At 74.1% G+C, this 26508-nt stretch carries 26 protein-coding genes; 14 read left to right on the top strand and 12 right to left on the bottom strand.

Annotation, left to right across the window (positions count from 1 at the left end; all coding sequences use genetic code 11):
- Window positions 1-154: 154 nt before the first annotated feature.
- Entirely contained in the window at window positions 155-787 is a 633-nt protein-coding gene (locus tag AB0C78_RS46920; RefSeq protein ID WP_360761487.1) for a TetR/AcrR family transcriptional regulator, read from the top strand.
- Window positions 788-791: 4 nt separating this feature from the next.
- On the opposite strand, the gene AB0C78_RS46915 is transcribed toward AB0C78_RS46920, so the two are convergent.
- Both AB0C78_RS46915 and AB0C78_RS46910 read right to left on the bottom strand, forming a co-directional pair.
- Window positions 792-1628: a metallophosphoesterase gene (locus AB0C78_RS46915; protein ID WP_360761485.1), complete on the bottom strand. Its 837-nt coding sequence runs from the start codon at window positions 1626-1628 to the stop codon at window positions 792-794.
- Between the two features lie 96 nt (window positions 1629-1724).
- A complete protein-coding gene (locus tag AB0C78_RS46910) occupies window positions 1725-2621 on the bottom strand; it encodes an NAD(P)H-binding protein (protein WP_360761483.1) in 897 nt (298 codons plus the stop codon).
- Between the two features lie 90 nt (window positions 2622-2711).
- Here AB0C78_RS46910 and AB0C78_RS46905 point away from each other — a divergent pair, with 90 nt between their 5' ends.
- Entirely contained in the window at window positions 2712-3662 is a 951-nt protein-coding gene (locus AB0C78_RS46905) for an AraC family transcriptional regulator (protein ID WP_360761482.1), read from the top strand.
- Window positions 3663-3745: 83 nt separating this feature from the next.
- On the opposite strand, the gene AB0C78_RS46900 is transcribed toward AB0C78_RS46905, so the two are convergent.
- From AB0C78_RS46900 to AB0C78_RS46890, 3 genes are read right to left on the bottom strand one after another with little or no spacing between them, the layout of a single operon-like run.
- Window positions 3746-6541: an alkaline phosphatase family protein gene (locus tag AB0C78_RS46900; RefSeq protein ID WP_360761480.1), complete on the bottom strand. Its 2796-nt coding sequence runs from the start codon at window positions 6539-6541 to the stop codon at window positions 3746-3748.
- 3 nt (window positions 6542-6544) lie between these two features.
- Window positions 6545-7918: an ABC transporter permease gene (locus AB0C78_RS46895; protein ID WP_360761478.1), complete on the bottom strand. Its 1374-nt coding sequence runs from the start codon at window positions 7916-7918 to the stop codon at window positions 6545-6547.
- Entirely contained in the window at window positions 7915-8922 is a 1008-nt protein-coding gene (locus AB0C78_RS46890; RefSeq protein WP_360761476.1) for an ABC transporter ATP-binding protein, read from the bottom strand. Before AB0C78_RS46890 ends, AB0C78_RS46895 begins: the two co-directional genes overlap by 4 nt.
- A 280-nt stretch (window positions 8923-9202) precedes the next feature.
- Between AB0C78_RS46890 and AB0C78_RS46885 the strand changes: the two genes are divergently transcribed.
- Entirely contained in the window at window positions 9203-9601 is a 399-nt protein-coding gene (locus tag AB0C78_RS46885; protein ID WP_360761475.1) for a peptidase inhibitor family I36 protein, read from the top strand.
- Here AB0C78_RS46885 and AB0C78_RS46880 read toward each other — a convergent pair.
- Together AB0C78_RS46880 and AB0C78_RS46875 are read right to left on the bottom strand one after the other, a co-directional pair.
- A complete protein-coding gene (locus AB0C78_RS46880; RefSeq protein WP_360761473.1) occupies window positions 9579-9728 on the bottom strand; it encodes a hypothetical protein in 150 nt (49 codons plus the stop codon). The genes AB0C78_RS46885 and AB0C78_RS46880 overlap by 23 nt on opposite strands.
- Window positions 9729-9878: 150 nt before the next feature.
- On the bottom strand, window positions 9879-11246 hold the full coding sequence (locus AB0C78_RS46875) for a hypothetical protein (protein WP_360761472.1): 1368 nt from the start codon (window positions 11244-11246) through the stop codon (window positions 9879-9881).
- Window positions 11247-11432: 186 nt separating this feature from the next.
- Here AB0C78_RS46875 and AB0C78_RS46870 point away from each other — a divergent pair, with 186 nt between their 5' ends.
- The 5 genes from AB0C78_RS46870 to AB0C78_RS46850 all read left to right on the top strand — a co-directional run bounded on the left by AB0C78_RS46870 (window position 11433) and on the right by AB0C78_RS46850 (window position 15203).
- Entirely contained in the window at window positions 11433-12164 is a 732-nt protein-coding gene (locus AB0C78_RS46870; RefSeq protein ID WP_360761471.1) for a GntR family transcriptional regulator, read from the top strand.
- Between the two features lie 107 nt (window positions 12165-12271).
- The gene (locus AB0C78_RS46865; protein WP_360761469.1) at window positions 12272-13705 is read left to right on the top strand and encodes a PTS ascorbate transporter subunit IIC; all 1434 of its coding nucleotides are present in this window, start codon (window positions 12272-12274) and stop codon (window positions 13703-13705) included.
- Window positions 13706-13730: 25 nt separating this feature from the next.
- Window positions 13731-14033 carry a PTS sugar transporter subunit IIB gene (locus tag AB0C78_RS46860; RefSeq protein WP_360761468.1) on the top strand — a complete coding sequence of 101 codons (303 nt, stop codon included), beginning with the start codon at window positions 13731-13733 and terminating at the stop codon, window positions 14031-14033.
- On the top strand, window positions 14030-14467 hold the full coding sequence (locus AB0C78_RS46855) for a PTS sugar transporter subunit IIA (RefSeq protein WP_360761466.1): 438 nt from the start codon (window positions 14030-14032) through the stop codon (window positions 14465-14467). Before AB0C78_RS46860 ends, AB0C78_RS46855 begins: the two co-directional genes overlap by 4 nt.
- A complete protein-coding gene (locus AB0C78_RS46850) occupies window positions 14460-15203 on the top strand; it encodes a sugar isomerase domain-containing protein (protein WP_360761464.1) in 744 nt (247 codons plus the stop codon). The genes AB0C78_RS46855 and AB0C78_RS46850 overlap by 8 nt, the downstream gene beginning before the upstream one ends.
- An 83-nt stretch (window positions 15204-15286) precedes the next feature.
- Here the strand turns inward: AB0C78_RS46850 and AB0C78_RS46845 are convergent, their stop codons facing one another.
- The gene (locus AB0C78_RS46845; RefSeq protein WP_360761462.1) at window positions 15287-15823 is read right to left on the bottom strand and encodes a hypothetical protein; all 537 of its coding nucleotides are present in this window, start codon (window positions 15821-15823) and stop codon (window positions 15287-15289) included.
- A gap of 48 nt (window positions 15824-15871) precedes the next feature.
- On the opposite strand from AB0C78_RS46845, the gene AB0C78_RS46840 reads away from it, so the two are divergent.
- Window positions 15872-16102 carry an EF-hand domain-containing protein gene (locus AB0C78_RS46840; RefSeq protein WP_360761460.1) on the top strand — a complete coding sequence of 77 codons (231 nt, stop codon included), beginning with the start codon at window positions 15872-15874 and terminating at the stop codon, window positions 16100-16102.
- 64 nt (window positions 16103-16166) lie between these two features.
- Here the strand turns inward: AB0C78_RS46840 and pgi are convergent, their stop codons facing one another.
- Window positions 16167-17798 (bottom strand): glucose-6-phosphate isomerase, encoded by a 1632-nt coding sequence (gene pgi / locus AB0C78_RS46835; RefSeq protein WP_360761458.1) that lies wholly within the window; start codon window positions 17796-17798, stop codon window positions 16167-16169.
- A 220-nt stretch (window positions 17799-18018) separates the two neighbouring features.
- On the opposite strand from pgi, the gene AB0C78_RS46830 reads away from it, so the two are divergent.
- The gene (locus AB0C78_RS46830) at window positions 18019-18825 is read left to right on the top strand and encodes an acyl-CoA thioesterase domain-containing protein (protein WP_360761457.1); all 807 of its coding nucleotides are present in this window, start codon (window positions 18019-18021) and stop codon (window positions 18823-18825) included.
- A 53-nt stretch (window positions 18826-18878) separates the two neighbouring features.
- Entirely contained in the window at window positions 18879-19868 is a 990-nt protein-coding gene (locus tag AB0C78_RS46825) for a hypothetical protein (RefSeq protein ID WP_360761455.1), read from the top strand.
- Between the two features lie 21 nt (window positions 19869-19889).
- Here AB0C78_RS46825 and AB0C78_RS46820 read toward each other — a convergent pair whose 3' ends face one another.
- A complete protein-coding gene (locus AB0C78_RS46820) occupies window positions 19890-21161 on the bottom strand; it encodes an MFS transporter (RefSeq protein ID WP_360761453.1) in 1272 nt (423 codons plus the stop codon).
- Between the two features lie 248 nt (window positions 21162-21409).
- On the opposite strand from AB0C78_RS46820, the gene AB0C78_RS46815 reads away from it, so the two are divergent.
- Together AB0C78_RS46815 and AB0C78_RS46810 are read left to right on the top strand one after the other, a co-directional pair.
- Window positions 21410-22786 carry an NADP-dependent succinic semialdehyde dehydrogenase gene (locus AB0C78_RS46815; RefSeq protein WP_360761451.1) on the top strand — a complete coding sequence of 459 codons (1377 nt, stop codon included), beginning with the start codon at window positions 21410-21412 and terminating at the stop codon, window positions 22784-22786.
- A 35-nt stretch (window positions 22787-22821) separates the two neighbouring features.
- A complete protein-coding gene (locus AB0C78_RS46810; RefSeq protein WP_360761449.1) occupies window positions 22822-23307 on the top strand; it encodes a cupin domain-containing protein in 486 nt (161 codons plus the stop codon).
- A gap of 22 nt (window positions 23308-23329) precedes the next feature.
- Here AB0C78_RS46810 and AB0C78_RS46805 read toward each other — a convergent pair whose 3' ends face one another.
- Together AB0C78_RS46805 and trxA are read right to left on the bottom strand one after the other, a co-directional pair.
- On the bottom strand, window positions 23330-24829 hold the full coding sequence (locus tag AB0C78_RS46805; protein ID WP_360761447.1) for a serine/threonine-protein kinase: 1500 nt from the start codon (window positions 24827-24829) through the stop codon (window positions 23330-23332).
- A 120-nt stretch (window positions 24830-24949) separates the two neighbouring features.
- Window positions 24950-25315 carry a thioredoxin gene (gene trxA, locus AB0C78_RS46800; RefSeq protein ID WP_151542320.1) on the bottom strand — a complete coding sequence of 122 codons (366 nt, stop codon included), beginning with the start codon at window positions 25313-25315 and terminating at the stop codon, window positions 24950-24952.
- Between the two features lie 192 nt (window positions 25316-25507).
- On the opposite strand from trxA, the gene AB0C78_RS46795 reads away from it, so the two are divergent.
- A complete protein-coding gene (locus tag AB0C78_RS46795; protein WP_360761445.1) occupies window positions 25508-26449 on the top strand; it encodes an AfsR/SARP family transcriptional regulator in 942 nt (313 codons plus the stop codon).
- Window positions 26450-26508 lie beyond the last annotated feature (59 nt).

The raw sequence follows: 26508 nt of genomic DNA, 5'->3' as shown, positions 1-26508 counted from the left end.
CGGGGGTCCGGCGGACCCCCGGCCGGGGGTCCGGCGGCCGCCTGCCCGGGGCGGCGCGACACGGTGCGACTAGACTTCAGGGAACGTTCCAACACCGCGGACCATCCCCTGCACGCCGCGGTCGCGCACGCGTCAGGAAGGACCGGGGACCCAGGTGACCAGCGACGACACGCCGCGCACCCGTGCGCCGCGCGCGGACGTCCGGCGCAACCGCGCCCGGCTGCTCGCCGCCGCGCGCGAGATGTTCCTGCGCGACGGCGCGGGCGCCTCGCTGGAGGGGGTCGCCCGCCGGGCGGGCGTCGGCGTCGGGACGCTCTACCGCCACTTCCCCACCCGGCAGGACCTCCTGGAGGCGCTGCTCGCCGACGCCTACGACGCGCTCGCCGAGCGGGGCCGCGAGCTGCTGGCGTCGCCGGAGCCCGGGCGGGCGCTCCTCACCTGGCTGGACGGCTTCGTGGCCGCCGTGTCGCAGTTCCGGGGGACGGCCCCGTCCGTCCTGGTTTCCCTGCAGGGCGAGCGCCCGAAGGCGTTCCGGTCGTGCCGGGCGATGCGGGACGCGGGCGAGGCGCTCTTCGCGCGCGCGCAGCAGGCCGGCGAGGCGCCCGCCGGGGCCGCGTTCCTCGACGTGCTGAAGCTGGCCGGCGGGATCGCCATGGCCGCCGAGAACGAGCCCGGCGCCGCCGATCGCCTGCTCTCCCTCGCCGCCTCCGGCATCGCCCCCGGCGCGTCCGGCATCGCGCCCGGCGGTTCTGGTGAGTCCGGCGGGGCGCCGGACGCGTCCGGCTGAGGCGTCAGGACCGGGCGGGGACGGGGAGGACGCGGCGCGGCCCCTTCGGTTCGCCGCCGTGCCTGCGCCATTCGCGCGGGTAACCGACCGACACCTCGATGTGCGGCACGCCGTCCGTCCAGATCGTCCGGGGGATGTGCAGGTGCCCGTACACGACGGCGACGGCGCCGAACCGGGCGTGCCAGCCGGCGGTGCGCTCGGTCCCGCACCACTGCGCGAACTCCGGGTACCAGAGCACGCGGGTGGGCTCGCGGACGAGCGGCCAGTGGTTGACCAGGACGGTCCGGGTGCCGAGGGCGAGGGCCGCGAGCCGCTCCTCGGTGTAGGCGATCCGGGCGTCGCACCACGCGTCCCGGGTGGGATGCGGGTCCGGGTGAAGGTAGACCTCGTCGGTGCAGACGACTCCGGACTCGTGCGCGATCGCCAGCGCCTCCTCCTTGGTGGACGCGCCGTCCGGCCGGAACGTGTAGTCGTACAGCAGGAAAAGCGGGGCGACCGTGACGGGGCCGTCCGCGCCGTCCCAGACCGGGTACGGGTCCTCGGGCGTCAGCACGCCGAGCCCGCGGCACATCTCGACGAGCCGCCGGTAGCGGGCCTCACCGCGCAGCGCCACCGGGTCGTTCTTGACCGTCCAGAGCTCGTGGTTGCCGGGGACCCACAGCACGCGCTCCCACCGCCCGGCCAGCGCGCCCAGCGCCCACTCGACGTCGGCGAACTTCTCGGCGACGTCACCCGCCACGATCAGCCAGTCGCCCGGCGCCTCCGGCTTCAGCGCCTCGACGAAGGCGCGGTTCTCGGGGAATCCGACGTGCAGGTCGCTGATCGCGTACACACCGCTCATCCCGTGATCGTAAGCGCAAGCCGGGCGCGGCCCGCGCTCGGCGGGCGAGCGCGGGCCGCGGTCCGGGGATCGGGTCCCGGGCGCCGGCGGGCGGGTTCAGGCGGTCCAGATGCCGGTGGCGGCGGTCTCGCGGGCGTAGACGGCGAAGTCGCGCGCCTCGCGGCCGAGCGCGCGGCGGACGCCGTCGGCCGGTTCGGCGTTGCGGCCGTCCAGGACGGTGGTGAACAGGTACGTCAGCAGGCCGATGACCTCGCCGGGCAGGCCGTGCTCCTCGAGCGCCGCCGCGTAGTCGTCCGCGCCGACCCGGACATAGGCGATCTCGCGTCCCGCGGCGCGGCCGATCTCGGCGACCGCCTCGGCGAAGGTGAGGGCGCGCGGGCCGGTGACCTCGTAGACCTCGCCGGCGTGCCCGTCGCCGGTGAGGGCGGCGACGGCCACGTCGGCGATGTCGTCGGCGTCGGCGAACGGCTCGGGCACATCGCCGGCCGGCAGGACGACCTCGCCGGCCCGGACCGGGTCGAGCAGGTAGTCCTCGCTGAAGTTCTGCGCGAACCACGCGGCCCGCACGACGGTCCACTCCAGGCCGGAGTCCTGGACGACCCGCTCGCAGGCCTGCGCCTCTTCCTCCCCGCGTCCCGACAGCAGCACGACCCGGCGCACTCCGGCGGCCGCCGCCGCGGCGGTGAAGGCGCCGATCGCCTCGGGCGCGCCGGGGGCGGCGAGGTCGGGGTAGTAGGACAGGTACACCGCCTCGACGCCGTTCAGGACGGGCGCCCAGGTGGTCTCGTCGGTCCAGTCGAAGCGGGGGTCGGCCGACCGCGAGCCCATCCGGACGGGGACGTCCAGGGCCTCCAGCCGCTCGACGACGCGGCGGCCGGTCTTGCCCGTCCCGCCGAGCACGAGGACGAGGCCGTCCTCCCGGGCGTCCGCCGCCGTGGTCGCCTGAGTGTTCGTCGTGGTGTTCGTGGTGGTGTTCGTGGTGGTGTTCGTCATGCCCTCGAGTCAACCGCCGGGGCCTCTCGTCCAACATCGTTGAGAAGCCGGACTCCATACGCGAGCGTCCACGCCCTTTACGCTGATCGCATGGACGCCCTGACCGACCTCCTCGACGGACCCCGCGCGCACGGAGCGTTCATGATCCGCTCGATGCTGAACCCGCCGTGGTCGATGCGGATCCAGGACGAGGCGCCGCTGACCCTGGTGGCCGTGGTCCGCGACGAGGCGTGGGTGATCCCCGACAAGGGGGCGCCCGTGCACGTCCGGGCCGGCGACCTGGTGATCTGCCGCGGCCCGGACCCGTACGTCGTCGCGGACGACCCGGCCACCGAACCGCAGATCGTCATCCACCCGGGCCAGCGCTGCACCACCCCGGACGGGACGAGCCTGTCGGAGGCGATGGACCTGGGCGTGCGCGCCTGGGGCACGGACCCGGGCGGCAGGGCGGTGATGCTCGTCGGCACCTACGAGACGCGCGGCGCCGTCACGCAGCGGCTGCTGGCGGCGTTGCCGCCGCTCGCGGTCGTGCGCGGCGACACCTGGCGGTCGCCGCTGGTCGGGCTGCTCGACGAGGAGATCGTCAAGGACGAGCCGGGCCAGGAGGTCGTGCTCGACCGGCTGCTGGACCTGCTGCTGATCCAGACGCTGCGCGCCTGGTTGTCCCGCCCGGAGGCGGAGCAGCCCGGCTGGTACCGGGCGCACGGCGACCCGGTCGTCGGGCCCGCGCTGCGGCTGCTGCACGACGACCTCGCGCATCCGTGGACGGTCGCGGACCTCGCCGCGAAGGTCGGCGTCTCCCGGGCGGCGCTCGCGCAGCGGTTCGGCAAGCTCGTCGGCGAGCCGCCGATGGCGTACCTGACCGGCGTCCGGCTGGCGCAGGCCGCGGACCTGCTGCGCGAGAGCGACGCCACGCTCGACGCCGTCGCGCGGCAGGTCGGCTACGGCACCGCGTTCGCGCTGAGCACCGCGTTCAAGCGGGAGCACGGCATGAGCCCGCAGGAGTACCGCTCGGGCGCCCCCGCCGCCACCACCGCCTGACGCACCCGCCAGCACCGCCTGACGTGCGGCGGCCCGCCGGGAGAGTCCCCCGGCGGGCCGCCTGTGCTGCGCGTCGGTCCGGGTCAGCCGTCGGCGTCCGGCGACGGCAGGTAGCGGCCGGGCACCTCCGCCGGGGTGAGGATCTTCTTCTCACCCGGGTACGGCTTGGTGAACCCGTGGGTCAGGTACCACGTGTAGTGGTCCATCTGGTCGGGGTTGGCGCGGTCCGGCATCGGGTTCTGGTCGTTCTGGTGCTGCTGCCGGTTCCACGCGTCCCACAGGTTCGCGACGCCCTTCTCCCCCGCCGGCACCGCCGGGGTCGGCGACTGAGCGGGGGCGAGCGACGCCTTCGCCGTCGGGACGGGGTCGTCGCCGCAGGCCGGGGGCGTCTTGAGCCCGTAGGTCAGCGGGACGCGGTTCTGCACGGCGGTGAACGGCGTGTAGTCGGGCCGCCCGGTGAAGGCGGTGTACATCGGGGTGGCCGCGCTGTCCTTCTGGTTCATCGGCCGGACCCCGAGGATCTGCTCGATGGTGCGGACCACCGTGATCTGCGAGTAGTAGTGGCTGTCGACCTTGCCGTGGTTGGCGTAGGGGCTGATGACCTGCACCGGCCCGCGCGCTCCGTCGACGTGGTCGACCCCGTCCTGGGTGTCGTCCTCGATGACGAAGATCGCGCTGTCCTTCCAGTACTTGCTGTGCGAGATGTGGTCGACGATCCGGCCCACCGCGAGGTCGTTGTCGGCGACCTGCGCGATCGGGTTCGGCGCGCCGCCGGTGTGGTCGCTGGAGAGCCAGAACATGTTGAGGGAGGCCGGGCCCTCGGCGTCGAAGTGGCGCTTCCAGATCTCGTACCGGTAGATGTCGGGGATGTTGGTGTCGAACTTCGGGTAGTCGTGCGCCGTGACGTCGTTCAGCGACGGGATCGGGGACGACGAGTCGGTCTTGATGGCCGTGTTCTGGCCGGTGTCCGCCATCGTCCTCGCGTCGCAGTAGAACTGCTGCCAGGTCGCACCGGACGGCTTGGTCTCGAACTGCAGGAACTCGCCGTAGTTCTTGACGGTGCCGCCGGCGGCCTGGACGCCGCTCCACAGCGTGCCGGACCGCTGGTGGCCGAGCGCGTCGTCCTCGGTGTCGTAGCTGCGCGTGTACAGGCCGGCGCCCGACTCGGTGTACTCCGGGTTGTCGGACTGCATGAGCCAGTTGTGGCCCTCGGCGGAGTTGGTGCCGACGTCGTAGGTGTTGTCGTACAGCCCGAACTGGCGGGCCAGCGCGTGCTGGTTCGGCGTCGCGTTCTCGCCGAACTGGGCGAGCGACGGGTCGCCGTTGCCGCGCTTGTCGTCACCGAACATCTGGTCGTAGGAGCGGTTCTCCTTGACGAGCAGGAAGACGTGCTTGATGGTCGACGGGTCGCCGAGCCGGACCGGGACCGGCACGGCCTTCGCGCGGCCGCCGGTGCGCAGCCCGATGAGCGACGCGGCGTCCCAGCCGTTCTGCTGGAACACCCTGGCGGTGTAGGCCCTGACGATGCGGTCGTCCGGCAGCTTGAACCGCAGCAGGGAGCCGGTCGAGTCGTGGGTGTTGTGGCCAGTCGCCGGCGACGTGCCGGCGCCCTTGTCGATGGTGCGGGTGGGGCCGCGCTCGCCGATGCCGCGCAGGTTGGTGACGACCACCTGCCCGCCGACCGTCGTCACGTTCTCCGGGAAGTAGTCCGTCGGCAGCAGGCCGACGTACCCGACCGGCTCCTTGGGGCTCTTGTACCGGTAGACGGCGAGGGCGTTGGCGCGGCCGAGGGTGACCAGCAGCCGGCCGTCGGCGGTGAGGGTGACGCCGTCGGGCTCGTACCCGACCTTGGCCCCGGGCCAGGGCTGGGTCGTGATGGTCTGGACGACGGCGTCCTTCGAGGTGTCGACGACGGAGACGGTGTCGCTGCCGGTGTTGGCGACGAACAGCACCCCGTTCGCGGCGTGCAGCGCGGTCGGGTGCAGCCCCACGTCGATGGACTTCACCGAGCCGCCCGAGCCGCCCACGTCGATGACGCTGACCGTCCCGGTGGTGGCGGCGCCCGTCTTCGGGTCCGCGGGGACCTGGGTGCCGTAGGAGTTGAGGGTCTGGTCGCCGTCCTTCGCGGGACGCCCGCCCTCGTTGCTGACGTAGAGCTTGCCGCCGACCAGGGCGAGGTCGCGTGGAGCGTTCCCGACGGTCCAGCTCTGCTTGATCGTCCCCGTGGCCGGGTCCAGCGCGACGACGCGGTTCTGGCCGTTGACGGCGGTGTACAGGGTGGCGCCGTCGGCGGAGAACACCGCCTGGGCGGGCAGCGGGTGCTTCGAGCCGTCGTTCGGGATCGTGACGAACGTCGGGGCCCCGACGGTGCCGTCGGCGTTCACCGGGAAGCGGTCGAAGCCGTTGACCTGCGGCATCCAGAGGGTCCTGCCGTCCGGGGAGTAGGTCGGCCCCTCCTGCCCGACGTTGTTGTTGCTGATCTTCAGGTCCGCGTCGGCGGCGGTGCCCGCCTGCTGGAGGACCTTGTAGTCCTTCAGGTCGACGATCGTCAGGGCGATCGACCTGTCGGTGGTCAGGGCGGCGAGGTACCGGCCGTCCGGGCTGATCGTCGAGGACAGCAGCTTCCCGTTGTCGACGAGCAGCCGGTCGCCCAGCGGCTTGTCGAACTGGTCGCTCGCGAGCAGCGTGCCGAGGCCGGTCGTGTCGCCGACCTTGTGCGTGCCGAACGCGTGCGTCGACGCGTAGGCGACTCCTCCGCTCGCCGCGATGGCCAGCGCGGCCGTACCGGCCGCGACGATCCGGACCCGGCGGCCGCCGAGCCGGCGGAACACCCCGGAGCGGTTCTCCGCGGGGCTCCGGCGTTGACGTATGACGTGCATGGACTAACCCTTCTGAGCACTGGCGGGGCTTGCGAGCAGATCGACGTCGCCGTCGAACTGCCACAGGGGGTTGGGCGCATCCCCGCTCGAGGTGCGCACCTGGAAGTAGCCGTTCACCTCCTTCGGACCGTCGCCGTCGGCGACGTACCGCCCGTCCGCGGTGACGTCGAGCTGGTAGATGGCGGTGCCCGCGGACGCCACGCCGGGCAGGTGCCACGTCACGACGCACCGCCAGTCGTTGCCCGGCCCCTCGTCGGCGACGCGGTCGCCGCCCTTGTCGCAGGACGCGGTGGCCCTCAGCTGCGCCTCGGTGACGGCGGGACGGTGCAGCTCGCGGGTCTGCAGCCGGTAGAGGTGCGCGTACGAGGTGGCGAGGGACCGCTCGAGCTTCACCCGCTCGATCCCCGATCCGTGCGCCGGGGTCGTCCAGGAGACCACCGCGACCGTGAGGACGGCGAGGCCGGCCAGCGGCAGCACCCCGCTCACGGTGACGCGGCGCCCCGACCCGTCGTAGGCCAGGTCGGTGAAGTCGCGGCGCAGGAACAGCCGGTAGGCCAGCGCGGTCGCGGCGGCCGCCCACACAAGGCCGACCGCGACGCCGATGAGCAGCGGGCGCGTCTGCGCGGGGGCGGTGAACAGGCCGCGCCAGGCGAGGAACGCCTCGCTCGGCAGGGCCATCCGCACCGCGACCGGCAGCGGGAGCATCTGCGCGAGCTGCAGCCCGACGGCGAGGAGCGCGGGCATCAGCAGCCCCATCGGCGAGCGGCCGAGCGCCACCGAGCCGAGCAGCCCGACCGCCGCGAACGCCAGCGTCGGCGCGAGCGCGCAGCACCACGCGAGCAGCACCGTCGTGGCCGCGTCCCCCGAGGACAGCATGTGGCCGTCGAGGCCGGCGAGCGGGTGGCCGCCGACGGCGGCCAGCCCCCCGGCGATGCCCGAGACGGCCAGCCCCGCGGTCATCGCCAGGATCACGGTGAGGCTCGCGAGGGCCTTCGCCACGAAGATCCGGCGCGGGGAGCGGACCGCGACGAGCAGGTGGCGCCAGGTGCCGAGCCGGTCCTCGGCGGCGAACACGTCGCCCGCGACGAGCGACGTCAGCAGCGGCAGCGCCCAGCTGCACGAGAAGCCCAGCACCACCAGCGACCCCGCCCAGCCGGACGCGTGCATCCAGCGGCCGAAGACCGTGTCGGCCGGGAGCGAGGTCTGCAGGCTCACCGCGGCCACGAACGCGGCTGGACCGATCCAGCACACCGCGAGCACCAGCCGGATCCGCCACTGGGACAGCAGCTTGACCAGCTCGAAGCGGTAGCCGCGCGGCAGCGGCGCCGGACGGGCCTCGTCCGCGGCGGGTCCGGCGGTGGTGGCGGTGGCGGTCATCGGGGGTCCTCCTCGGTCTCGCCGGGCGCAGTCCCGGGTGCGGTCCCGGGCTCGGTCCCGGTCCCGGTCAGCGCCAGGAAGGCGGCCTCCAGCGGCGGGACCACGGGCGCCAGCCCGCGCACCGCGACACCGGCCCCGACCAGCCGCACCACCAGGTCGTCGAGGGCCTCCACCGGCCCGCGGACGACGAGCACCCCGGCGTCCGCACCGCCGCTGACGCCGCCGCCCGCGCCGTCGTCCGGGCCGCGGACGACCCGCAGGCCGGGCGTCCCCGACGCCACTTCGCGGGCCGCCGCCGGGTCCGAGGTCTGCAGCCGGTGGTCGAGGTCGCCGACCTCGGCGGCGAGCTTGCTCACCGGCCCCGAGAACACGACCCGCCCGGTCGAGAGGATCGTGACCTCCGGGCACAGGGCGGCGAGGTCGTCCATCCGGTGGCTGGACATGACGACGGCGGCACCGTCCGCGGCGAGCCCGGTGATGACCCGGTGCACGTGCCGCTTGCCCGCCGGGTCGAGGCCGTTGGCGGGCTCGTCGATGACGAGCAGCCGCGGCCGGGTGAGCAGCGCGGCGGCCAGCCCGAGCCGCTGCCGCATCCCGAGCGAGAAGCCCCGCACCCGGTCGTCCGCGACGTCGGTGAGCCCCACCTGCTCCAGTGCCTCGCCGACGCCGGCGGCGGAGTCGTGCCCGCGCAGCCTCGCCAGGGCGGTGAGGTTCTGCCGCGCGGTGAGCGAGGGGTAGAGGCCGGGCCCGTCCACGAAGCCCGCGACGCCGTCGGGGACGGCGAGCGTCCGGCCGACGGGCGTCCCCAGGATCTCCAGGCGGCCGCGGTCCGCGACCGCCAGGCCGAGCAGCAGGCCGAGCAGCGTCGTCTTGCCGGCGCCGTTCGGGCCCACCAGGCCGTGCACCTGCCCGGCCTCGACCTCCAGATCGACGTCGTCGAGCGCGACCACCTCGCCGAACGACTTCGTGATGCCGCGAGCCCGGACGGCCCTGCTTCTGCCCATGTCGGTTCCCGTCTTAGACGCCGCCGCAGGAACTTAGAGATCGCGAGTGGCGCCGACGGGGCGCGCAGCCGAACGGAGGGCGAATGATCGCGAACCCCCCGGGGCCGCACCGTGCGAGCAGCGGCCGCGCCCGGTCCCCTTGCGCGCGACCGGCGTCACGCCCCGGCCACACCTGTCTCACCAGTGGCGGCGCGGGCGGTGGCCTGACAGATCGGCAGGCTACGATCCGTGACCGAGTCGTTCTCTAGGGTCACGATGGGGTGGCCGTAAGGCGGTGGGTGTGCGAGTCGGAACTCGGGCCGGACTGGTCCTCATGGCGTCGGCGCTGGCGGCGGGGGCGCCGGTCGTGACGGCGTCGGCGTCGTCAACGCCGGTGGCGGCGCCGTCGGTGGCGGGCTACGACGCCTGCCCGCGCGGCCGGATGTGCATCTGGCACGACAGGAACGGCGGCGGAGCCCGCCTGTCCTTCGCGCACAAGGCGCGGGATCTCAGCGAACTGGAGGGCGGGCTCAACGACCACGTGCTGTCGGCGTGGAACCGCACGGGGCGCCGCTGGTGCCTCTACGAGCACGCCCATTACAAGGGCGACAAGCGCGCCGCCGCGCGCGAGCCGCTGGTGGGCTCCAAGGGGAACACCACCGAGTTCGGCTACAAGATCAGCTCCTTGAAGCCCTGCTGAAGCGGGCGGGCCGGACCGACGCGAGGGCCGCCGCGGCCCCCTCGGGGCCCGGAGCCCAGTATCCGATCGCCAGGCCGGCGAGTCCGGCGGCGGCGACCACGGCGAGGAGCCGGCGGGGACGCGGCATCGGGATCCTCTCCCTCCGGAGACGGCACGGCCCACGGTAGGAGCGGATCCCGGCCGCGGAGTGAACCCCGGAGAAATGCCGCAGAACACCTGTTCCGCGACTTCGTCTCGGCAGGTCACCGGCCCCGCCGGGCATCCGGCTGCTGGAGGCTCACCCGCCGCGCGCGGTGCCCGAGCCGGCCGAACGGTTCTCCGGCGTGTACAGGCGGATGTCGTCGACCTTCGCCGTGCCCTCGTAGAAGTTCATGTGCGGATCGCCGATCATGAACCGGTCCGGATAGGCGGAGCCGGCGGGCCAGGTGCCGCGGTCGACGAGCGTGCCGCCGGGCCCCTTCCAGGTCCAGTCGGCGTCGTAGCGGCCGTCGTACTCGCCGGGTCTCTGGTTGTAGTGCCAGATCGGCTCGCCGTCCTGGACGAACTTCCGGGTGTACCGGAACGTCGCTTGGCCCACGTGCGCGAAGACGCCCGACATCTCCATCGTGTAGGCCCCGTTCCGCCGCTCGATCGCGAAGGTGTACGGGTTATGCGGCAGCAGTTCCGGCCGCAGGTCGACCGTCGACACGATCGCGCCGCCTTTGACGAAGCCGCATTCGCTCTGCATCAGGTACTCGGTGCCGGGCATGGCCGGATACCGGCGGTCGTCGGTCATGAAAATGGCGTTGACGCCGTTTCCCGTCCCGGCGGAGTACGGCTCGTACTGCCTGGTGGCGGGGTTGCAGTACTTGAGTCCCGATCCCGTGTACTTGTACCTGTTGTAGCCGTCCATGGCGACCTTGCGGTGGCCGTGGACGAAGATGTTGTCGTGCGGCGCGACGCGCCGGTAATCCATGATCGACATGTAGTAGAAGCCGTTGGAGTCGGTGCGGGCGTCGGCCCATTCGCATTCGGGCCTGGAGAAGTCGCCGCCCGACGCCCACGGGAAGACGGTCTTGCAGCCTCCCGGCGCGTAGCCGTTGATCCGGCCGTCGGGATAGTCCCATGAGCCATTGCGCTCGCCGCCGAAGTCGAGGCCGCGCAGCGTCATCTCGACGCGGTACTCGGAAGGCAGGTCGCGCGTCGAGCGGATGACGACGCCGCCGCGGTAGTCGGGCTCGTCGAGGTTCGCCACGCCGTGCCCGGACGTGAGGGTCGGCGTACCGTCGGGACGGCCGTCGCCGTCGCGGTCACGGGCGGCCAGCTCCGCGGTGAGCCAGCCCCGCCGGCCGAACGCGAAGGACTTGCGGTACGTGCGGACCTTGGCGAGCTGCGTCCGGAACGCCGGGCCGCCCACCGTCGCGAAGTACGCGCCGTCGTTGTCGTACATGTCGACGTTGTACGGGCTGCCGGGCCCGTCGTCGTCGGGCTTCCACGGCACCCGCGCGTCGTCCAGCCGCCGGTCGAAGGTCTCCGCGGCGACGAGGCGCCAGCCGGGCCGGTCGCCCGGCGGACCGGCGCCCGCCCCGGCCGCCGCCGCGCCCGCCGGAACGGACAGGACGAGCGGGACCGCGAGCGCCAGGCCCGCACGAACGCGCCGCTTCATATCGCCGCCTCCCCCGCCGCGCCGCCCGGGCGCGGCGCTCGGCCGGTGTCAGGACGATCTTCGGTGACGGTAGGCCGGGGCCGCGCCCGCCGCCATGGCAAACATCGACAAAGTGGTATTGACCAGTCGCCATGATCGGACGTAGCGTGTGCGACGACGGGATCGGCTCCATGGAAGGGTGCAGGCGTGCGGACTGGCGGTGAGGGCCGTAACGGGAACACGAAGCGGCAGGCGGTCCGCCGCGAGCTGCTCGCCATGCTCGAGGGCCTGGAGCCCGGTGACGCGCTGCCGTCCGAACGCCGGCTGGTCGAGGACCTCGGCGTCTCCCGGCCCACGTTACGGCAGGCCGTGGACGGCCTCGTCGCCGAAGGGCTGCTCGAACGGCGGCACGGAAGCGGCACCTACGTGGCCGAACCGCGGATCGCGGTGCCGCTCACCATGACCTCCTTCACCGAGGACATGATCCGGCGGGGGATGAAGCCGGGCGGCCGCGTGCTGTCGTTCCGCACGGAGACCGCGGGGGCGCGGATCGGCAGGCGGCTGGCCCTGCCGCCGACCGAAGAGGTGTTTACCATTCGGCGGCTGCGGCTGGCGGACGGCGCCACGATGGCGATCGAGACGCTCTACCTGCCCCGGGCGCTGATGCCCGGGCTGCGCCGGGACGTCCTGGAGGGCCGGTCGTTCTACGACCTGCTGCGCGGCGCCGGCATCGTGATCGCGTCGGGCACCGAGACGATCGAGCCGACCGTCACCACCCTGGAGGAGGCCGCCGAGCTGGGGGTTCCGGTGCACACGCCGGCGTTCCTGTTCGAGCGGGTGACGCGGGACGAGGACGGCCGGCCGCTGGAGTACGTCCGGTCCCTCTACCGGGGCGACCGGTACCGCCTCGAGCTCGACCTCCGCCCGCCGTCCCACTGACCGCTCCCCCGGCGCGCGTGCGGCACGCGCCCCGGGCACGACCGTCCATCAGCGCTGGCGGGGGCCGCAGCGCACGTTCCACCCCTGAGAAGTGAGGCGACTTCACCATGGGCGTCATCAAGGACATCCTCACGTTCCTGGCGAACAACGTCTTCGGCCAGGTCCCGATCCTGATCGGGCTCATCACGCTCGCCGGGCTGATCCTGCAGCGCAAGCGGGCGGAGGACGTCGTCGCGGGCGCGCTGCGCGCCACGATCGGCGTGGTGATCCTGTTCATCGGCGTCGACGTGTTCACCGGCGGGCTCGCCAGCTTCCAGACGGTGCTGGCGAGCGCGATGGGCACGACGCCGCCGAAGGCCGACCACTCGCTCACCGACTTCCTGTCGAAGCAGGGCGGGACGATCGCGCTGGTGATCACGGTGGCGTTCCTCGCGCACGTGCTCATCGTGCGGCTCTTCCCCGCCGCCCGGTACCTGTACCTGACCGGCCACCTGATGTTCTGGATCAGCACGGTGACCGTCGCGTCGCTCGTCACGATCGCGCCGGGCGCGAACCAGCTCACGCTGGTGCTGTGCGGGGCCGGGTTCGTCGCCGCGTACTGGACGCTGCAGCCGCTGTGGATGCGGCCGCTGATGCGCCGCGTGATGCCGGACGACCGGTTCGGGTACGCGCACACCAGCTCGCTGGCCTGCCTCATCACCGGCTACGCCGCCCGGCCGCTCGGCAGCCGCGACAAGCACGACACCGAGAAGCTGACGCTGCCCCGGCAGCTGTCGTTCTTCAAGGACGTCAACATCAGCACCGCGCTGATCATCTCGGTGATCATGCTGCTCGGGGTCGCGTTCGCCGACCACGGCGTGGTGGCCAAGGCCGCCGCCGAGATGGACGACAAGCTGTCCCCATGGGTGTGGGGGCTGCTGGTCGGGCTGCGGTTCGCGGGCGGCATCGCGATCCTGCTGTACGGGGTCCGGATGTTCCTCGGCGAGATCGTCCCGGCGTTCAAGGGGTTCAGCGACCGGGTCATCCCGGGCACCCGGCCCGCGCTGGACGCGCCGACCGTCTTCCCCGTCGCGCCGACCGCGGTCATGCTCGGGTTCGTGACGTCCACGGTGGTGTTCCTGGCCTGCCTCGCGGTCTCCGCGGCGGCCGGCTGGTTCACCCTCGCCCCGCCCATGATCATGCTGTTCTTCGTCGGCGGCGCGGCCGGTCTGTTCGGCAACGTCGTGGCGGGCTGGCGCGGCGCCGTCCTCGGCGGCGTGGTGTCCGGCCTGATCCTCGCGGTCGGCCAGGGCTTCACCTGGGGGCTGTACGAGCGGACGGCGCCGGAACTGTCCACCCTCGCCGACCCCGACTGGTACGCGATCGGCTGGCTGCTGAAGGCGGCCGACCCCGTCATCGGCAAGGGCTCGGTCTGGCTCGTCCCGGTCGTGGCGCTCGCCGCGACCGTGGTCACCCTGGTGCTGCTCGGACGCGCCGACCGGCGCCGTGCGGCCGTCGAGGGCGAGACCGCGCCCGCCGACGCGGCGACCGCGAAGGCGTGAACGACCCACAACGGAGGGAACCGAGATGGCACTGGACAGGCGGCTGGAGGTCCTCGCGGTATGCGGGGTCGGGATGGGCTCCAGCCTGATGCTGAAGATGACCGCCGAGGACGCGCTGGGCTCGCTCGGCGTGGACGCCCGGGTGGAGAACACCGACGTTTCGTCCGCGCGGGGCATGTCCCCCGACGTGGTGATCGGGCAGGGCATGCACACCGGCGAGATCGCCGACCTCGCGCCCGTCGTCATCACGATCAGCGACTTCCTCGACAAAGACGGCCTGGCCGCGCAGCTGAAGGAGCGGCTGACCGAGCAGGGGTGGATGCCGTGACCGTCATCGCCGCGAACGACGACGTCGCCGCGCGGGACTGGCGCGAGGCCGTCCGGGAGGCGGCCTCCGCGCTCGTCGACGCGGGCGCCGCGGGCGACGGCTACCCGGCGGCGTGCGAGCGGGTCGTCGAGGAGCACGGCCCGTACATCGTGCTGACCAAGGGCCTCGCGCTCGTCCACGCACGTCCCGAGGACGGGGGGCTGGCCGTCGGCGTCGGCGTGACCCGGCTGGCCGCGCCGGTGGAGTTCGGGCATCCCGACAACGACCCGGTCGACCTGCTGCTGGCGTTCTGCACGCCGGACCCGGACGCGCACGTCGGCACGCTCTCCGCGCTGGCCCGGTCGCTGTCGGACGGCCTGGCCGACCGGCTGCGGGCCGCGCCCGGCCGCGAGGACCTCGCCGGCGTCCTCAAGGAGGCCGTGCCCGATGCCTGACGCCGCGCGGCAGCGGCTCCCCGGCCGGGTGCGGGCCCTGCTCGACGACCTCGACGCCGCCTCCGGGGAGGCGATCGGCGCGGCGGCGGCGCTGCTGCTCGACGCGGTCCAGGCGGGCGGGATCGTGCACGTCGCCGGGGCCGGGCACTCGCTGGTGATGGTGTGCGAGACGTTCTACCGGGCCGGCGGGCTCGCCGCGGTCCGCCCGATCTGGGCGCCGGACGTGCTCCCGCTGGACGACGCCGTCCGCAGCACCCGCGCCGAGCGGCGCACCGGCGTCGGCCGGGCCGTCGTCAAGGAGGCCGCGCCCGCCCCGCCGGACGTCGCGGTGGTGTTCTCCACCAGCGGCAGCAACCCGTACCCGGTGGAGATCGCCGAGGAGTGCGCGGCCCGGGACGTCCCGGTGGTCGCGGTGACCTCGGCCCGCGCCGCGAGCGGCGCCGCCGCCCGGGCCGCGACGACCCTCGCCGACCACGCCGCGATCGTGGTGGACACCCGGGTGCCGCCCGGCGACGTCCTGCACCCGCCGGAGGCGCCGCGGACCGCCGCGGTCTCCACGATCCTCGCCGCCTACGCCTGGTCGCGGATCCTCGCCGACCTGGACGACCTCGCCGCCGCGCGCGGCGTGGAGCCGCCCAGGTGGACGAGCGCGAACGTGCCGGGCGGCGACGAGCGGAACACCGCGCTCATCGAGCGGTACCGGCATCGCGTCCCGGAGCTGACCGGCGGCGAGTGACCGGCCGCGAGTGACCGGCCGCGAGTGACCGGCCGCGAGTGACCGGCCGCGAATCACCGGCCGCGAATCACCGGCGGCGCCGGCTAGCCCGCGGGGAGGCCGGCGCGGTCGGGGACGGTGCGGGGCAGCTCCCGCAGCCAGGACGCCAGGTCGTCCGGCCACCAGCGGCCGGGCGACAGCCGTCCGAGCTCGGCGGCGACCCGCGGCGGCGACGACGGCGCCGGGACGACGCGGGCGGGCGCGGCGCCGGCCAGCACGCCCAGCCACCAGTGCCGCACCGTCTCGGGCAGCTCCTCGGGGTCGAGGACGACGTAGTAGTCGGGGAGCTGGACGCGGTCCGCGCGCAGCGCGGCGAGGGCCTCCTCGACGGCGACCTCCAGCGGGCCGGGCGCGGACACCCCGTCGAAGAAGGCGGTCCAGGCGTCCCGGACGGCGGCGAGCGGGTCGTCGTCGTGCACGACGTAGGTGCCGCCGGCGCGGCCCACCAGCGCGGCGAACTCGGCGTGCGGGGCGTCGCCGCGGACGAGGGCGCGGACGTTGTGCAGCCCGTCCAGCCCGGCGACCACGTCCCCGGCCCGCTCCCCCGCCACGACGACCACGGTGCTGCTCGATCGGCGCATGCCCGGAGTCTATGATGCGGGCATATCGGACCAGTTCAGAGGAGCACGATGACCACCAGGCCCACCGAGGACGATCTTCTCGCCGTGTTCACCAAGGCGGACCTCGGCAAGGACGAGCGGCTCGACCTGATGGAGTTCACGCTCGTCCTGGAGCACCTCGGGCTCGCGTGGACGCGCGCGGAGACGCAGGACCGGTTCGAGAAGGCCGACGCCAACCTCGACGGGTTCATCTCCTACGCCGAGTACCGGGCGATCCTGGAGGAGCAGGGCTGGGCCTGACCCCGGACGCGAAACGGAACGGGCCCGCCGGTCGCACCGGCGGGCCCGTTCCGTTCCAGGCCGGTCAGACCCGGCGGCCGCGCAGCTCGCGGTACCTGCGGACGAGCGCCGCCGTGGACGCGTCAGGCGCGTCCGCGGGCGGCTCTTCGGAGGTGAGCGCGGGCGCGAGGTCCTGCGCCATCACCTTGCCGAGCTCGACGCCCCACTGGTCGAAGGAGTCGATGCCCCAGATCGTCCCCTCGACGAACACGATGTGCTCGTAGAGGGCGACCAGCTCGCCGAGCGTCTTCGGGGTCAGCTTCGGGACCAGGATCGTGCTGGTCGGCCGGTTGCCCGGCATCACCTTGTGCGGCACGACCGCGGCGGGCGTCCCCTCGGCGGCGATCTCGTCGGCGGTCTTGCCGAACGCCAGCGCGGACGTCTGCGCGAGCAGGTTCGCGGTGAGCAGGTCGTGCATGCCCGCCCGGTCCTCGAACGGCTCGGCGAACCCGATGAAGTCGGCCGGGACGAGCCGGGTGCCCTGGTGCAGCAGCTGGTAGAAGGCGTGCTGGCCGTTGGTGCCGGGCTCGCCCCAGAAGATCTCGCCGGTCTGCGCCACGACGGGCGCGCCGTCGGCCCGCACCGACTTGCCGTTGGACTCCATCGTCAGCTGCTGGAGGTAGGCGGGGAAGCGCGACAGCCGCTGGCTGTAGGGCAGCACCGCGCGGGTCTGCGCGCCGAAGAAGTCGGTGTACCAGACGCCGAGCAGGCCCATCAGCACCGGCATGTTCGCCTCGAACGGCGCGGTGCGGAAGTGCTCGTCGATCACGCGGAAGCCGGCCAGCATCTCGCGGAACGCCTCGCCGCCGATCGCGATCATCAGCGACAGGCCGATCGCGCCGTCGAAGGAGTACCGGCCGCCGACCCAGTCCCAGAACCCGAACATGTTGTCGGTGTCGATGCCGAAGTCCGCGACGCGCTCGGCGTTGGTCGACACCGCGACGAAGTGCCGGGAGACGGCCTTGTCGTCGCCGAGGGCGTCGATCAGCCACTGCCGCGCGACCTTGGCGTTGGTGAGGGTCTCCAGCGTGCCGAACGTCTTGGAGCTGATGACGAACAGCGTCTGCTCGGCGTCGAGCCCGGCGAGCTTGCCGACGATGTCGGCCGGGTCGATGTTGGAGACGAACCGGCAGGAGATCCCGGCGTCCACGTAGTCGTGCAGCGCCTCGTAGGCCATCGCGGGCCCGAGGTCGGAGCCGCCGATACCGATGTTGACGACGGTGGTGATCCGCTTGCCGGTGAACCCCGTCCACTCCCCCGAGCGGACGCGTTCGGCGAACCGGGACATCTTGTCCAGGACGGCGTGCACGTCGGCGGCGACGTCCTGCCCGTCCACCGTCAGCGCCTCCCCCGGCGGCAGCCGCAGCGCGGTGTGCAGGACGGCGCGGTCCTCGCTGACGTTGATGTGCTCCCCGGAGAACATCGCCGCGATCCGGTCGCGCAGCCCGGCCCGCTCCGCCAGCGCCACCAGCAGCCCCAGCGTCTCGGCGGTCGCCCGGTGCTTGGAGTAGTCCAGGCAGAGGTCCCCGGCGGTCACGGTCATGCGCTCGACGCGCCCCGGGTCCTCGGCGAACAGCTCGCGCAGGTTCCGGCCCGCCAGCGCCGCCTGGTGCTCGGCCAGCGCCGTCCACTCGGGCGCCTCGGTGATATCAGCCATTGCCTCTCTCATCTCCTCGGCGGGACCGGGCGAGCGCCGACGGCCCCCGGGCGCTCCGCCGTCCCCCACGGCGATCATAGGTCGGCGGCGCGCGGCGCTCGCACCGCTCTCCCCAACCGCGGAGTGTTCCCACCCGGATGACCGGTTCGTCCGGCCGCGCGGATAAGGTCGGCGCCGTACGCGGCCCGACGGGCTCCGGACCGGTTCATGGGGAGGGTTCATGGGCGACGCCCCGCAGGACATGGCGCGGCTGTTCGACCTGACGGCGCTCGGCGGCGACGTCTTCGTGGCGGACTCCCCGTCGGTGGGACGGCCCCGGCTGTTCGGCGGCCAGGTCGCCGGGCAGGCGCTGCGGGCCGCCTGCCGCACCGCGGACGGGCGGCCGCCGCACTCGCTGCACGCCTACTTCATCCGTCCGGGCGCCCCGGAGGAGCCGCTGCGGTTCGAGGTGGCCCGCACCCGCGACGGGCGCTCGTTCTCCACCCGGCACGTCACCGCGAGCCAGGGCGGCAAGCCGATCCTGGAGCTGATCGCCTCGTTCCACGACCCGGAGGACGGCTTCGACTGGCAGCCGCCCGGCCCGTCCGGGACGCCGGCTCCGGAGGGGCTGCCGGAGCCGACGCTGCCGGGGTTCTTCAAGCATCCGATCGGGTTCGAGATCCGCGTGGTGAACCCGCCGGGCGAGGGCGAGTTCCCGATGCCGCACCCGTTCTGGATCCGCGCGGACCGGCCGGTCGGCGACGATCCGGCGCTGCACGCGTGCCTGCTGGCCTACCTGTCCGACATGGGGGTGGTGAGCAGCGCCCGCGCGCCCGGCTCGCCGAAGCGGCTCGTCACGGCCGTCACACTGGACCACGCGATGTGGTTCCACCGTCAGCCGCGGGTGGACCAGTGGCTGCTCTACTCGGTGGAGCCGGTGACGAACCACGGCGCGCGGGGCCTCGCGCGCGGAACGCTCCACACGGCGGACGGCACACTCGTCGCGTCCATCGCCCAGGAGGCCCTTCTCCGCCCCGCCACCGGCTGACCACCGCGCAAACCACTGGGCCACGGACACGGCGGCCGGTACCGTCACCGCCCATGGGTGCCCGCGCCAACTTCGCGCTGATCGACGCCGGCGGCGTGCGGCTGCACTACTCCCACTGGGGAGCCGACATGGTGTGCTCCGCGCTGGCCGCGGGCCCGAACCCGGCGGCCCGGTTCATCGCCGCGCAGCACCGCTGCGACGACCCGCGGCGCGACTGGATGGACGACGTCTGGGCCGAGGGCGGCGCCGTGGTCGACCGCACGACGCGGCGGCTGGTGTTCTACGGCGATCAGCTCATGCTGGAACTGCCGTGCAAGCGGGCCTTCCTGGCGCTGCTGGAGCAGATGTGGCCGGGCTGGACGGTCCGCTGGGCCTACGACGGCGTCGGCGACCTCGCCGCGGCGGCCGGCGTCGACCGGTCGGCCGTCCGCGCCCCCGACGAGGAGGAGCGGCTCCTCCCAGGGGAGACCGTCACCGACCTCGACGAGGAGGTCCACCTCCTCACCGTCCGGACGCCGGAGGGGTGCGTCGCCTACCCGCTCGGGTGGTACGTCCACACCGCGTGGCAGGGGCCGGCCCTGCTGGACCGGCTGCCCGCCGGCGGGCGCTCCCGGCTGGACCTGCGGGAGATCCCCTCCGGCGGCCTGCACGTGGACACCGGCGCGCGGACGGCGGGCGTCTGGATCAACGGGTCCCGCACGGGCCTGGTGCCCGCGCTCGGCGGGCTGTGGCCGGGATGGCGCGTGGAGTTCTGGGAGGACCGCTATGAGGAGCAGCTCGCCCGCTGCGGCGGGACGGTCACGGCTCCGGGCGCGGACCTCGCCGCCGCCTTGGACGAGGTCGTCGCCACGCTCGGCGCGCGGCGCGGCGACGACCCGGCGCGGCGGATGCTCGACTTCGCCGGCGAGGTCGCCGGGGACCGGCGGGTCGAGCTGAACCCGCTCTTCACCGCGCACCGTCCGGTCGACGCCTCGCCCGGCGAATGGGAGGCCGTGCTCTGCGCCGCCGCCGGCCTGCGCGCCCGGCTGGCGGCGGCGCCGTGACCGGGCCGGCGGCCGGAACGGTCAGGCCTCGGCCGCGACCAGGCCGGGGGTCGGCGCGGCGGCCGGGAGGGTCGCCGCGGTGGCCGGGCGGGTGCGGCGGACGCGGGCGAAGCCGTAGGCGGCGGCGAGCGCGACCGCCAGGCAGACGGTCCCGGCCAGCATGAGCGCGGTGCGGGGCCCGAGGGTGTCGCAGAGCGCGCCGAGCGCGGGGCCGCCGACCGCGCCGGACGCGGCGCCGACCATGCCCTGCGCGGCGATGACGCGGCCGCGCAGGTGGCCGGGGCTGTCCAGCTGGACGCGGGTGGCGACGGTGGTGTCCAGCACGACGGCGCCGGCCGCGATCGGCAGCATCGCGGCGCCGAACAGCGCCAGGGACGGCGCGAAGCCGCTGAGCAGCTGGCCGGCGGAGCAGATCGTCGCGGTGATCAGCAGCAGCCGGAGCGGGAGCCGGGTGCGGGACGCGGCGTACACGCCGCCGAGGACGGTCCCGACGGCGAACAGCACCGACAGGGCGCCGTAGCCGCCGGCGCCGCCGTGCAGCGGCCCCTCGCTCATCGCCGCCATCGTCACCTGGTAGTTGCGGCCGAGGCTGCCGAGCGCGAAGGCCAGCCCGAACATGATCAGCAGCCGGGGGTTGCCGAGGACGTACCGGAACCCGGCCACGATGCCGCGCTCGCCCGGCTTCGCGGGCGGCAGCACGTGCAGTTCCTTGGTGCGCATCAGCGCGATGGCCAGCAGCACGCCGAGGAAGCTCACCGCGTTCGCGGCGAACGCGCCGGGCACGCCCGCCAGCGGGATGATCACGCCGGCGAGGCTCATGCCGAGGATCCGGCCGCCGGAGCTCAGCACCGAGCCGAGCGCCAGGCCGTTGGACAGGTCCTCCGGGCCGACGACCTCGGCGCCGAACCGGCCGAGCGCGGGCGAGGTCATCGCGGTGACCATGCCGGACGCCAGCGAGATCGCGTACAGGCCGCCGGTGCCGGACGGGTCGCCCGCGGCGATCACCGCGAGCACGGTCGACAGCGCGGCCTGCGCGATCTGCCCGGCGGCCACGACGTAGCGGGCGGGGAGCCGGTCGGCGATCACGCCGCCCCACGGGCCGAGCAGCATGGTCGGCAGGGCCTGCAGGACCAGGCCGAGCCCGACGCTGGTGGCCGAGTGGGTGATGGACAGGATGAGCCAGTTCATCGCCAGGACCTGCATCCACGTCCCGGTGATCGAGACGAAGTCCGCGGTGGCCCACAGCCGGTAGTTGTGATGGCGCATCGAGCGCAGCATCACCGGGATCGCCAAGGTCCTCTCCCCTTCAAAGGCAGTGTCAAAGGGGGTTAAACGCCACCGGTTCCGTGGAACGTTCCGGTCAAGGGAAGTGTATGAGGCATGTCACGTTTGCCCAGCTCAGGAGCAGGAAACGGACGCTGGCCCGCAGCCCCGGCCGCACGGGGGTTCCGGCGCGGCGCGGCCGCCCGGGCGCCGTGTTTCCCGGGAGGGCGCACGGGCACGTCCCGATGGACACGCGGACACCCAGGGAGCATCCGGACATGACCACGATCGCCACCACGAACCCCGCGACCGGGCACGTGGAGAAGACCTTCGACGAGCTGGCCGACGAGGAGGTCGACCGGCGCATCGGACGGGCCGCCGAGACGTTCGCCGCGTACCGCACGACCGACCTCGGGCGGCGGGCGGAGTGGATGAACGCCGCCGCCCGGATCCTGGACGACGAGGCCGACCAGATCGGCGCGATGCTCACCACCGAGATGGGCAAGACCCTCAAGGCCGCGATCGCGGAGGCGCGCAAGTGCGCGAAGGCGTGCCGCTACTACGCCGAGCACGCCGCGGAGTTCCTCGCCGACCGCCCCGCCGACCCCGAGGCCGTGGGCGCCCGCGACGCCTACGTCCACTACCAGCCGCTCGGGCCGGTGCTCGCGGTGATGCCGTGGAACTTCCCGCTCTGGCAGGTGATCCGGTTCGCCGCGCCCGGGCTGATGGCGGGCAACGTGGGCCTGCTCAAGCACTCCTCGAACGTCCCGCAGACGGCGCTGTTCCTGGAGGACCTGTTCCGCCGCGCCGGGTTCCCCGAGGGCGCGTTCCAGACCCTGCTGATCGGGTCCGCGAAGGTCGAGCGGGTGCTGCGCGACCCGAGAGTCAAGGCGGCCACGCTGACCGGAAGCGAGCCGGCGGGGCGGTCCGTCGCCGCGATCGCCGGCGACGAGATCAAGCCGACGGTGCTGGAGCTCGGCGGCAGCGACCCGTTCGTCGTGATGCCGTCGGCCGACATCGCGGCGGCCGCGGAGGCGGCGGCCACCTCCCGGTGCCTGAACAACGGGCAGAGCTGCATCTCCGCCAAGCGGTTCATCGTCGACGGCGGCTGCGCCGACGAGTTCGAGCGGCTGTTCGTGGAGAACATGCGGGCCCTGAAGGTCGGCGACCCGATGGACGAGGACACCGACGTCGGCCCGCTGGTCAGCGAGCAGGGCCGCGCCGACGTCGAGGAGCTGGTCGCCGACGCGGTGGGCAAGGGGGCGACGGTGCTGTGCGGCGGCGAGCGCCCGGACCGTCCCGGCTGGTACTACCCGCCCACGGTGATCGGCGGGGTGACGCGGGACATGCGGATGTTCCATGAGGAGGTCTTCGGGCCGGTGGCGTCGCTGTTCCGGGTCGACGGCGCCGACGCGGCGATCGAGCTGGCCAACGCCACCGGCTTCGGCCTCGGGTCCAACGCCTGGACGCGCGACCCGGCCGAGCGGGAGCTGTTCGTCCGCGAGCTGGACGCGGGGCAGGTCTTCGTCAACGGGATGACCACGTCCTATCCGGAGCTGCCGTTCGGCGGCGTCAAGCGGTCCGGGTACGGGCGGGAGCTGTCCGCGCAGGGCATGCACGCGTTCTGCAACGCCAAGACCGTGTGGGCGGCTTGATCGTCGAGGGCTAGGCTGGCCGCGGAGGTGGCGCGATGACGCAGATCGAGCCGGGCGCGGTCGTGGTCCGCGGGGACGAGGCCGAGACGGTCGGGGACGTGCCCGCGGCGGTGCGGCTGCTCGCGGACTCCAGCAGCACCGGCGGCGCGCTCAGCACGCAGCGGGTGACGCTGGCCGAGGGCGGGAACGGGGCGACGCCGCACTACCACGCCGGGTCCACGGAGCTGTTCTACATGCTGGGCGGCACCGCGCAGATCCTGGCCGGCGAGCAGGTCCTGGAGGCCGGCGAGGGCGACCTCGTCGTCGTGCCGCCGGGGATGGCGCACGCGTTCGCCGCCCGGCCCGGCAGGACCGCGGACCTGCTGATCGTCATCACGCCGGGCGTCGAGCGGTTCGAGTACTTCCGGCTGCTCGGCCGGCTCGGCAAGGGCGAGGCGACGCTGGAGGAGCTGCTGGAGTCGCAGGAGCGGTTCGACAACCACTTCCTCGACAGCCCCGAGTGGACCAAGGCTCGCTCCTGAGGCGCAGGAGCACGCCCCCGACCTAGGGGACGACGCGGAACGTCGTGCGGGCGGGGGCGCCGCCGGTACGGGCGGCGAAGGTGTGCACGCCGAGCGGCAACGGGCCCGCGACGAACTCGTGGGCCTGGTTCACCGCGTAGTTGAAGGTGCCCATGTGGTCGACGACGGGACCGGGGCGCGCGCCGTAGGCGTCCAGGCTCACCTGGACCTGGTCCCCCGGCCGCCAGCCCGTCCCGTGCACCACGAACACCGTCACGCCGTCGCCCTGCGGCTGGTTGACCACGATCCGCGGGTTCCCGGTGGGACGGTCCCCGGCGCCGCCCAGCGGGGCCGGGGGCTCCGCCGCCCGGCCGGCGGGCGGCCGTCCCTCGGCGGGGTCCGCCCCGGCCGAGCCGCCGCCCGACCAGAACGTCCGGGCCAGCAGCGCACCGACGCCGATGAGCACGATCGCGGCCACCGAGGCGATCGTGTTGCGCGGCTCGCGGAAGAACGTCCGCGCGGACGAGACCGACGACCGGCCGTCCCGCATGCCTCCGATGACCACCGGCGGACGCTCCGGAACCGCCGCCGGGACCGCCGGCTCCGGCATGGGGCCGGCGGGGGCCGGTTCGCCGACCGGGAGCCGCGGCCCCTCGGCGTACTCCCTGACCAGGTTCAGCGCCGTCCCGGACAGGCCCGGCTCGGCCCGCCCGTGCCGCAGGTAGTCCGACACCGACGCCAGCACGTCGCCGGGCGCCGGCCGCCGCGCCGGGTCGCGGGCCAGGCAGCCGCGCACCAGCGTCTCCAGCTCGACGGCGAGCCCGGAGAGGTCGGGCGGCAGGGTGGCGAGCTGCGCCATCAGCTCGAGCGCGCCCTCGCCCCGGTAGGGGCCGTGGCCGGTCGCCGCGTACAGCAGGGTCGCGCCAAGCGCGTAGACGTCGCTCGCGGCCGTCACGACCCGCGACCCCTGCGCCTGCTCGGGCGCCATGAACGCGGGGGTGCCGACCGCGACGCGGCTGAGCGTCACCCGGGCCCGCTCCCGCGCGTGCGCCAGCCCGAAGTCGATGACGCGCGGCCCGTCGGCGCACACCAGCACGTTGGACGGCTTGAGATCGCGGTGGACGAGGCCCGCCGCGTGGATCGACTCGAGCGCCTCCGCGCATCCGCCCGCCAGCCACCGCACCGCCGCGACGGGCAGCGGCCCCGCCTCCGCGACCAGCAGCTCCAGCGAGGGCGCCGGGACGTACGCCGTCGCCAGCCAGGGCACCTCGGCGTCCGGGTCGGCGTTCACGACCGAGGCGGTGTAGACCCCGCTGACCCGGCGGGCCGCCGCGGCCTCGTGCGCGAACCGGGTGCGGAAGTCGGCCTCGCGGGCCAGCTCGGCGCGGATGGTCTTGACCGCGACGAGCCGTCCCGCCGCGGAACGGCCCAGGTAGACGCGGCCCATGGAGCCCGACCCGAGCCGGCCGAGGAGCGTGTACGGCCCCGTGGAGACGGGGTCGCCCGCCTCCAGCGGGCCGAGCGGCGCGTCGCGCCTGACCATGTCGCCTCCCCCGGCCGCCTGCTCACATGGTGCACAACGCGGGCGTCCGGTGGCCGCCGCGTCCGCGAAGCGTCCGATGGCGGCCATGGGCGGGCCCGCGCGGGGCGGGCCCGGAACGGGTCAGGCGCTCTTGTGGGCCTCCGCCTCGCGCCGCACCTCGTCCATGTCGAGGGCGCGGGCCTGCGCGATGAGGTCCTCGAGGGCCTCCTCGGGCAGCGCGCCCGGCTGGGAGTACAGCACCACGCGGTCCCGGACGACCATCAGCGTCGGGATCGAGCTGATCTGGAAGGCCGCGGCGAGGTCCTGCTCGGCCTCGGTGTCGACCTTGGTGAACACCACGTCGGGGTGCCGCTCCGACACCCGCTCGTAGACCGGGGCGAACTGGCGGCACGGCCCGCACCAGGACGCCCAGAAGTCGACCAGCACCATGCCGTCGCCGCCGACCGTCTCGTCGAACGTCTCGCGCGTCAGGGCCTTCGTTGCCATCACCGTTCTCCTCTCAGGGGCCTTACGGCTACGGCAACACCGGCCCGGGCGGTGCGATTCCCCGCGGGGCGCGCGGGCGCGGCGGCCCGGCGATTACGTCCGTCCGGGCCTGTCAGAGCGCCGTGTAAGCGAGACGAAATCGGTGTTCATTACGGTCCGGGACGAGGCTCATCCCGTCCTGGAAGGCGGCTCATGTCGGGTACAAGAGTCCTGGTAAGAGCGAGCGATGCGGGGATCACCGCCACGGGGGCACCGGGCGTCCCGGAGTGCGCGGCGCGGCCGGCCGTCCGCTTCGAGGTGCTCGGGGCGCTGCGGGTGCGCGGCGCGGCCGGGCCCGTCCCGCTCGGCACCCCGAAGACGCGCGGGCTGCTGGCGGCGCTGCTGTGCGGCGCGAACCGGCCCGTGGCGCTGGACACGCTGGTCGACGGCCTGTGGGGCGAGGAGCCCCCGAAGTCGGCCACGAAGAACATCCAGTCGTACGTGCACCGGCTGCGCCGCGCGCTCGGCGACCCGGACCGCATCCTGCGGACGGGGCCGGGCTACCTGCTGCGGGTGCGGCCGGGCGAGCTGGACGCGCACGCCTTCGAGCGGCTCGTCCGGGAGGGCGGCGCGGCGGCGCGGGAGGGCGACGACGCCCGCGCGGCCCGGCTGCTGCGCGACGCGGCGGTGGCCTGGCGCGGCGAGGACGCCTACGCGGGCGTGCCGGACGTCCCGCTGGTGCGGGCCGAGGCGCAGCGGCTCGCCGAGGCCCGGTTCGGGGCGCTGCGCGACCGGATCGACGCGGAGCTGCGGCTCGGCCGGCACGCGGCGCTCGTGCCGGAGCTGTCCGCGCTGACGGCGCGGCACCCGCTGCGCGAGGAGCTGTGGGCGCGGCTGATGACGGCGCTGTACCGGTCCGGGCGGCGGGCGGACGCGCTGCGCGCCTTCGGCGACGCGCGCCGCGTGCTGGCCGAGGAGGCGGGCCTGGACCCCGGCCCGGGCCTGCGGGAGCTGCAGCGGGCGATCCTCTCGGGCGACCCGGCGCTCGCGCCGCCCGCGCGCCCGGCGGAGATCCTCGAGCGGTTCATGCGGGCGCTGGACGCGGACCTGCCGGCGGCGGCGAGCACGGCCCGGGACCGGCGAGGTGCTCGGTGACCATGGCGGCCAGCGAGCCGCGCATCCGGTCGGCGAACCAGGGGCTGCCCTTGCGGCCG

Source organism: Actinomadura sp. NPDC048394 (assembly GCF_040651755.1).
Taxonomy (GTDB): Bacteria; Actinomycetota; Actinomycetes; order Streptosporangiales; family Streptosporangiaceae; genus Spirillospora; species Spirillospora montaniterrae.
This window is presented reverse-complemented; position numbering and strand designations above follow the sequence as displayed.